Annotated in this window: 8 protein-coding genes and 1 pseudogene; 4 read left to right on the forward strand and 5 right to left on the reverse strand. The window is 70.1% G+C overall.

The annotated features are described in order from the left end of the window. Positions 1 to 175: pseudogene (locus AC08OT_RS17930) on the forward strand (ribonuclease PH); the annotation flags it as partial. Then, on the forward strand, positions 172 to 834 hold the full coding sequence (gene rdgB, locus AC08OT_RS17935; RefSeq protein WP_476603073.1) for an RdgB/HAM1 family non-canonical purine NTP pyrophosphatase: 663 nt from the start codon (positions 172 to 174) through the stop codon (positions 832 to 834). The pseudogene AC08OT_RS17930 and the gene rdgB, both read left to right, overlap by 4 nt. 142 nt (positions 835 to 976) lie before the next feature. On the opposite strand, the gene AC08OT_RS17940 is transcribed toward rdgB, so the two are convergent. From AC08OT_RS17940 to clpS, 5 genes are all read right to left on the reverse strand, one after another. After that, the gene (locus AC08OT_RS17940) at positions 977 to 1,924 is read right to left on the reverse strand and encodes a PLP-dependent cysteine synthase family protein (RefSeq protein WP_462187858.1); all 948 of its coding nucleotides are present in this window, start codon (positions 1,922 to 1,924) and stop codon (positions 977 to 979) included. A 22-nt stretch (positions 1,925 to 1,946) separates the two neighbouring features. Continuing rightward, on the reverse strand, positions 1,947 to 2,321 hold the full coding sequence (locus AC08OT_RS17945) for a MoaD/ThiS family protein (RefSeq protein WP_476594421.1): 375 nt from the start codon (positions 2,319 to 2,321) through the stop codon (positions 1,947 to 1,949). A gap of 219 nt (positions 2,322 to 2,540) precedes the next feature. Next, positions 2,541 to 2,936 carry a M67 family metallopeptidase gene (locus AC08OT_RS17950; protein WP_476594422.1) on the reverse strand — a complete coding sequence of 132 codons (396 nt, stop codon included), beginning with the start codon at positions 2,934 to 2,936 and terminating at the stop codon, positions 2,541 to 2,543. 60 nt (positions 2,937 to 2,996) lie between these two features. Further along, complete coding sequence (locus AC08OT_RS17955; RefSeq protein ID WP_476594420.1) at positions 2,997 to 3,533, reverse strand: DUF2017 domain-containing protein; 537 nt, start codon at positions 3,531 to 3,533, stop codon at positions 2,997 to 2,999. A gap of 188 nt (positions 3,534 to 3,721) precedes the next feature. Next, the gene (gene clpS, locus AC08OT_RS17960) at positions 3,722 to 4,012 is read right to left on the reverse strand and encodes an ATP-dependent Clp protease adapter ClpS (RefSeq protein WP_476594419.1); all 291 of its coding nucleotides are present in this window, start codon (positions 4,010 to 4,012) and stop codon (positions 3,722 to 3,724) included. A gap of 246 nt (positions 4,013 to 4,258) precedes the next feature. On the opposite strand from clpS, the gene AC08OT_RS17965 reads away from it, so the two are divergent. Beyond that, the gene (locus tag AC08OT_RS17965) at positions 4,259 to 6,088 is read left to right on the forward strand and encodes a molybdopterin oxidoreductase family protein (RefSeq protein ID WP_476594418.1); all 1,830 of its coding nucleotides are present in this window, start codon (positions 4,259 to 4,261) and stop codon (positions 6,086 to 6,088) included. After that, a complete protein-coding gene (locus AC08OT_RS17970) occupies positions 6,049 to 6,567 on the forward strand; it encodes a molybdopterin dinucleotide binding domain-containing protein (RefSeq protein ID WP_476594417.1) in 519 nt (172 codons plus the stop codon). The genes AC08OT_RS17965 and AC08OT_RS17970 overlap by 40 nt, the downstream gene beginning before the upstream one ends. The last annotated feature ends 143 nt before the right edge of the window (positions 6,568 to 6,710 follow it).

Below are 6,710 nucleotides of genomic sequence, written 5' to 3' on the forward strand. Positions count from 1 at the left end.
GGACGGTTTCGTCGAGGTCCAGGGCACCGCCGAGGGCACCCCGTTCGACCGGACGATGCTCGACAGCCTGCTCGACCTTGCAGTGCGTGGATGCGCCCAGCTCACCGCGATCCAGACCGAGGCGTTGCGCGGCCCGGTTCCGGCGGGGCCTCCTCGCCCGGGAGGTGCTCGATGAGCGCCAAACACCACGGATCGACCCGGACGACGAAGGTGGTCCTCGCCAGTCGCAACGAGGCGAAGCTCGCGGAGCTGCGCCGCCTCCTGGCGGCCAGCGGCCTGGCCGTGGAACTGGTGGGCCTGCCGCCCGGCAAGGAGGTACCCGAGACCGGGACGACCTTCGCCGAGAACGCGCTGATCAAGGCGCGGGCGGCAGTCGCGGAGACCGGGATGCCGGCGATCGCCGACGACTCCGGGCTCGCCGTCGACGAGCTGGCCGGGATGCCGGGGGTGCGTTCGGCTCGATGGTCGGGCCGGCGCGACGGCACCCGGGTCGAACGGGACACCGCCAACAACACCCTGCTGCTCGCGCAGCTTGACGACGTCCCAGCCGACCGGCGCCACGCCGCCTTCGTCTGCGCGGCGGCCCTGGTCACCCCGGACGGCGTCGAACGGGTCGCCCACGGCGAGCTACGTGGCATCCTGCTGACCGAACCTCGCGGCGCGGGCGGCTTCGGCTACGACCCACTGTTCCTGGCCGACGGTCAGACCCGGACGAACGCCGAACTGTCCGCGGCGGAGAAGGATGCGATCAGCCACCGCGGCCGAGCCTTCGGTAAACTGGCCCTGATCCTCGGCGAAGTCCTCGCTGCCCCACTCACCCCCGCCACCGACTGAACCCCAACCCCCGCATTGCGGCGAAGCCGCCAACCACCCCCGACGGCTCCCCCAGGAAGCTCGCCGAAGGCGAGCTGACGGAAACCCCGAACGGCGCCCTACGCCAGGGGCCCCCGCATTGCGGCGAAGCCGCCATGCGGGGCTAGGCCCACAGCTGCCCTTCCAGGGCGGCCTCGGCTTCTTCGAGGGTGCCGGCGTAGGCGCCAGTGGACAGATACTTCCAGCCACCGTCACAGACGATCAGGACTATATCGGCCGACTTGCCCTCCTTTACCACCCGCTCGGCCTGCGCGAGCGCCGCGTGCAGGATGGCCCCGGTGGAGATCCCGGCAAAGATGCCCTCCTCTTGCACCAGCTCGCGGGTACGACGCAGCGCCTCCCGCGGACCGACCGAGTATCGCGAGGTGAGCACCGACGGGTCGTACAGTTCGGGAACGAACCCCTCGTCGATGTTGCGCAGCCCGTACACCAGCTCGCCGTAGCGCGGTTCGGCCGCGACGATCGAGATGTCCGGCACCCGTTCCTTGAGGTAACGGCCGGTTCCCATGAGGGTTCCGGTCGTGCCGAGGCCCGCCACGAAGTGCGTGATCTCGGGCAGGTCCTCGAGAATCTCCGGCCCGGTCGTCTCATAGTGCGCCTGGGCGTTCGCCGGATTGCCGTACTGGTAAAGCATCACCCAGTCGGGGTTCTCGGCGGCCAGCCGCTTCGCGACGGCGACCGCCTCGTTCGATCCGCCGGCTGCGGGCGAGAACCTGATCTCGGCGCCCCACATCTGCAGGAGCTGACGGCGCTCGATCGAGGTGTTCTCCGGCATCACGCAGATCAGCCGGTAGCCCCGCTGACGACAGGCCATGGCCAGCGAGATCCCGGTATTACCGGACGTCGGTTCGAGCACGGTCGCGCCCGGAGTGAGCAGACCGCGCTTCTCGCCGTCGGCGATCATCCACAGCGCCGCCCGATCCTTGATCGAACCGGTCGGGTTGTCCTGTTCCAGCTTCGCCCACAGCCGGGCATCCGGCGACGGCGACAGTCGCGGAAGCCCGACCAGCGGGGTCCGGCCGACGGAGTCGGCCAGGGAGGAGAAACGCATGAGTCGGGACCCGTCGCTCGCGTCAGTGCTGCCCGGGCGACATGCCAGGCGACACCACGGCCGGCCCCTCGCTGCCCGGAACTTCGGCACTGCCCGGAAACTCCCCGGCGTCGACGGAGCCGCCGGCGACGGCAGGAAGAATGGTGACCTCGTCGCCGTCGCTGAGCTTGGCGTCGAGACCGCCGAGGAAACGAACGTCCTCGTCGTTGACGTAGATGTTGACAAAGCGGTGCAGCTCGGAACCGTTGTCACCGGTCACCAGCCGGCCCCGCAGCCCGGCATACCGGGAATCGAGATCGAGGAAGAGCGCGGCGACCGTGTCGCCCGTGCCCTCGACCAGCTTCGAACCTCCCGTGTAGGTACGCAGGATCGTCGGCACACGGACCTGGACTGCCATGGTGCTCCTTTCGCGGGTGCCACCGGCCGGGTTTGGCGGTGGCGCCGCCCGGATGGGCGGGGGTGTCACGTCAGCGGGTTCTACCTCAGGCGGACAAGCGGACGAGTCGTAGGTGCCAAGGCTCCGCAGTCACCATCTTCCCGGACCGTGTCCCTTCCCGAACCGTGTCCGTCGCCGCGTCATCGTCCGTCGCCGCGTCATCTGCAACGCCAGGCCGTCTCAGACGATTTCCACCGGCTCCTCGGTGACCACGCCGTCGACGATCCGGTAAGATCGGAACTCGGTCACGCCCGGCTCCCGGGTGGAGGCCAGCACGTAGTGCGTGCCCGGCTCGGCCGCGAGGGACACGTCGGTTCTGGACGGGTACGCCTCGGTTGCGGTGTGCGAGTGGTAGATGACGACGGGCTCCTCGTCCCGGTCGTCCATCTCCCGCCACACCTTGAGCTGCTCCATTGGATCGAAGCGGTAGAAGGTCGGCGAGCGCTCCGCGTTCTCCATCGGGATGAACCGCTCCGGCCGGTCCGACCCCAGGGGACCGGCGACGATACCACAGGCCTCGTCGGGATGATCACGGCGGGCATGAGCGACGATCGCCTCATAGCAGGCACGGTCCATTCGCAGCACGAGCCTACCGTACGACGCCGAAGGGGCGGTCCGGGCCGATCTCGCCCGCGACTACCCCAGAGCTCGGGTCAGATCGTCGAGCAGTTCGGTCAGGAACGCGTAGACCGCGACGAGCGGTCGGCGGGAATCGTCCGGGTCGAGGTGTTCAAGTTCCGCGGTGGAGTCGTCGTCGGTGAGGCCGAGCCGGGTTCCCAGCACCAACCGGAGGTCGTTCAGCGTCGTCAGCCAGTCCTGAGCGGCCTCCTCGTCGAGCAGGAGCACCCTCCCGGGCGCTGGCACAGCGGACAGCACCCGCCGAGCGGCGTCGCGCTTGCGGGCGAGCAGATCGTCCGTCCGGCGGCGGCGGAAGTCCCCGGAGGCCATCGGATCGTCCGGGTAGGGGTCGGGAAGCAGACGAGCGATCGCCGGGTCGTCCGGCGGCGGCGGCGCGGTGTCACGCAGCCCCACCAGCGCCTCCAGCGGATCCTCGACCGGCGGCGGTTCGAGCAGGGACTCGATCTGGCCGACAAGCTCGATCAGCAACGCCGCCTCGAGCCGGGGAAGGCGCAGCTCGATCCCGGCACGCGTGCGGCGGAAGCCGTCAGCCACGTCCCTCCGTTCCCCCACTCCCACGCTCCCGGCGACGGTGCGCCCGGGACGACCGCCCCACATGACCGTCTGAACCGTCCGACCACGGACGCGGCCAGCCTACCCAGGGCATGCCGCATGGGCTGCTCCGGGCGGCCGAGGCCGACCGGCCGGGCCGGGACACCCCGCCGGTCGGGTTACTGGTCGGGTCAGTCCTGGGCGATCGTGGCCCACAGGCCGTAGGCGTGCAGGCGCTCGGCGTTGGCCTCCATCTCCTCCCTGGTGCCGACGGCCACCGAAGCCCGCCCCTTGTGATGGACGTCGAGCATCAGTTCGGTGGCCTTCGGCTTGCTGTAGCCGAAGAGCTTCTGGAAGACATACGTCACGTATGACATCAGATTGATCGGGTCGTTCCAGACAATGGTGACCCACGGCCGATCCTCATCGAGGGTCTCGTCGACTTCCTCGACATCGAGAGGCGACACGGCGGCGACAGACACGCTGCCTATTGTTACGCCATTCCCGCGACAGTTCTCCTCGACGGGTCGTGTGCCGTGGCCGGCGATCACCTCTCAGAAGGCGGCCCAACTCCGGGAGACGACCGAGTGCCGCGGGGTGGCATCGTCGGGGCCGCGGCCGCACATCGGGGGGCCGCACATCGGGGAGACGGCCAGGATGAGAACCACTTTGCCGCCGCGAAACGGCTCCGACCCGACCGAGACACCCCCTCGCCGCACGCTCGGTGCGTGACCACGACCATGCCGGTGCCGGCCGCGCCCCTTGCCGAGGTGGCGACACACTGCCCATACGGCACCCTGCAGTGCGGAATGGTGCTGCGCGCCACCCCGGAGAGCGCCACCCCGGAGAGCGCCGGAAAGGACGACGGCCCGGAACCAGCAGGCGGAAGGTCTCCGGGGCCGGTTACCGTGCTCGCCCGCGAGTTCCCCACCAACCGGGGCCGGATGTGCCAGAAGGGGTGGACCTCCGCCGAATTGCTGACCGCCGCGGACCGGCTCACCACCCCGCTGATGCGGCCACGACGCGACGCCCCCCTCGAGCCGGTGAGCTGGGAGCAGGCGCTCGACCGCATCACTGCGGGGATCATCCGCCTCCAGCGTGAACACGGCCCGGACGCGGTCGGCGTCTTCGGCGGCGGCGGGTTGACCAACGAGAAGGCCTACGCCCTGGGCAAGTTCGCGCGGGTGGCGCTGCGCAGCTCCGCGATCGACTACAACGGCCGGTTCTGCATGTCGTCGGCGGCCGCCGCGGGCATCCGCTCGTTCGGGCTGGACCGGGGCCTGCCCTTCCCATTGGAGGACATCGCGCACGCCGGGGCCGTCCTCATGGTCGGCGGCAACGCGGCCGAGACCATGCCCCCGTTCATGCAGTACCTAACCCGCCAGCGGGAGAACGGCGGGGCGCTCGTGGTCGTCGACCCGCGCCTGACGGCCACCGCCCGCGCCGCGGCCCTGCATCTGCAGATCACCCCGGGAACTGACCTGGCCCTGGTCAACGGGCTGGCCCACATCGCCCTAACGGAGGGGTACGCCAACCACGACTTCCTCGCCGCTCGGACGACGGGCCTCACCGAGTTGCGAGCAGTACTCGCCTCCTACTGGCCCGAACGGGTGGAGCGCATCACCGGAGTGCCGGTGGCAGACCAGTACGCCGCCGTGGGCCTGCTCACCCAGGCCGAACGGGCGATGGTGCTCAGCGCCCGCGGTGCCGAACAACACAGCAAGGGCACCGACACCGTCACGGCGCTCATCAACCTCGCCCTCCTACTGGGGCTGCCCGGCACCCCCGGGTCGGGCTACGGCTGTCTCACCGGCCAGGGCAACGGGCAAGGCGGCCGGGAACACGGGCAGAAGGCCGACCAGCTTCCCGACTACCGCAAGATCACCGATTCGGTGGCCCGGGAGCACATCGGTCGGATCTGGGGCGTCGACCCGACGACCATCCCCGGTCCGGGCCGCAGCGCCTATGAGATGCTGGACGCGCTCGGCACGCCGCAGGGGCCGAGGGCGCTCCTCATCCTCGGCAGCAACATCGCCGTCTCCGCCCCCCGGGCCCGTCGGATCACCTCGCGGCTGGCCGCCCTGGACCTGCTCGTCGTCGCCGACTTCGTGCTCATCGAGACGGCGGCCATGGCCGACGTCGTCCTGCCGACCGCCCAGTGGGCGGAGGAAGAGGGGACGATGACCAATCTGGAGGGTCGGGTACTGCGGCGGGAACGGCTGCGGCCTCCTCCGACGGGGGTACGCACCGACCTGGAGATCATCGCGGCGCTCGCCGCCCGACTCGGCCACGCCGAGCGCTTCCCCGACGAACCACGGGTGGTCTTCGACGAGCTGCGCCGGGCCAGCGCCGGGGGGATCGCCGACTACGCGGGCATCAGCTACGAGCGGATCACCGCATTGGACGGGGTGTTCTGGCCCTGCCCGGACGAGACGCACCCGGGCACCCCCGGATGTTCCTGGACCGCTTCGCCATCCCGGACGGACGGGCTCGGCTCGTGCCGGTCGAGCACCGTCCGGTGGCGGAGGACATCGACCCCGAGTACCCCTACTACCTGACCACCGGACGCGTGCTGGCCCACTACCAGAGCGGTGCGCAGACCCGCCGGATCGGACACCTCGTCGACGCCGCGCCGGAACCCTTCGTCGAGATCCATCCCGACCTCGCCGAACGGCTCGGGATCGCTGAGGGGGCGCCGGTGCGGGTCACGAGCCGACGAGGCACCTGCGAGGTGCCGGCGAGGCTGACCGACACCCTCCGGTTCGACACCGTCTTCCTGCCCTTCCATTGGGCCGGGGCCGGACGGGCGAACTCTCTGACCAACGACGCGCTCGACCCGACGTCCCGGATGCCCGAGTTCAAGGTGTGCGCGGTCGCGGTCGAGCCGCTCGAGGACCCGGACGACGACCCGATCGGCCACCCGGGCGACGATCGGCATGCCACCGGGTCCGTCCCCACCGCAACGGTCGGGGCTGCCGAACCCGTCCGAGCCATGTCGACGGGCCGCAGCCGACCGAGCGGAAGGCACCAACGGTGATGACCGCAAGACCCCGGACCATGATGCACGACTCCGCACCCCCGTCGGACTTCACAGGGGCCTCCGGGCCGCGCCGCATAGGATTTGCATTGAAATAACTTGATTATTCTATGTCGGGTCTACGGGCAGTGAACATGTAGTTC

It is taken from the genome of Frankia sp. CgJB1, assembly GCF_977947065.1.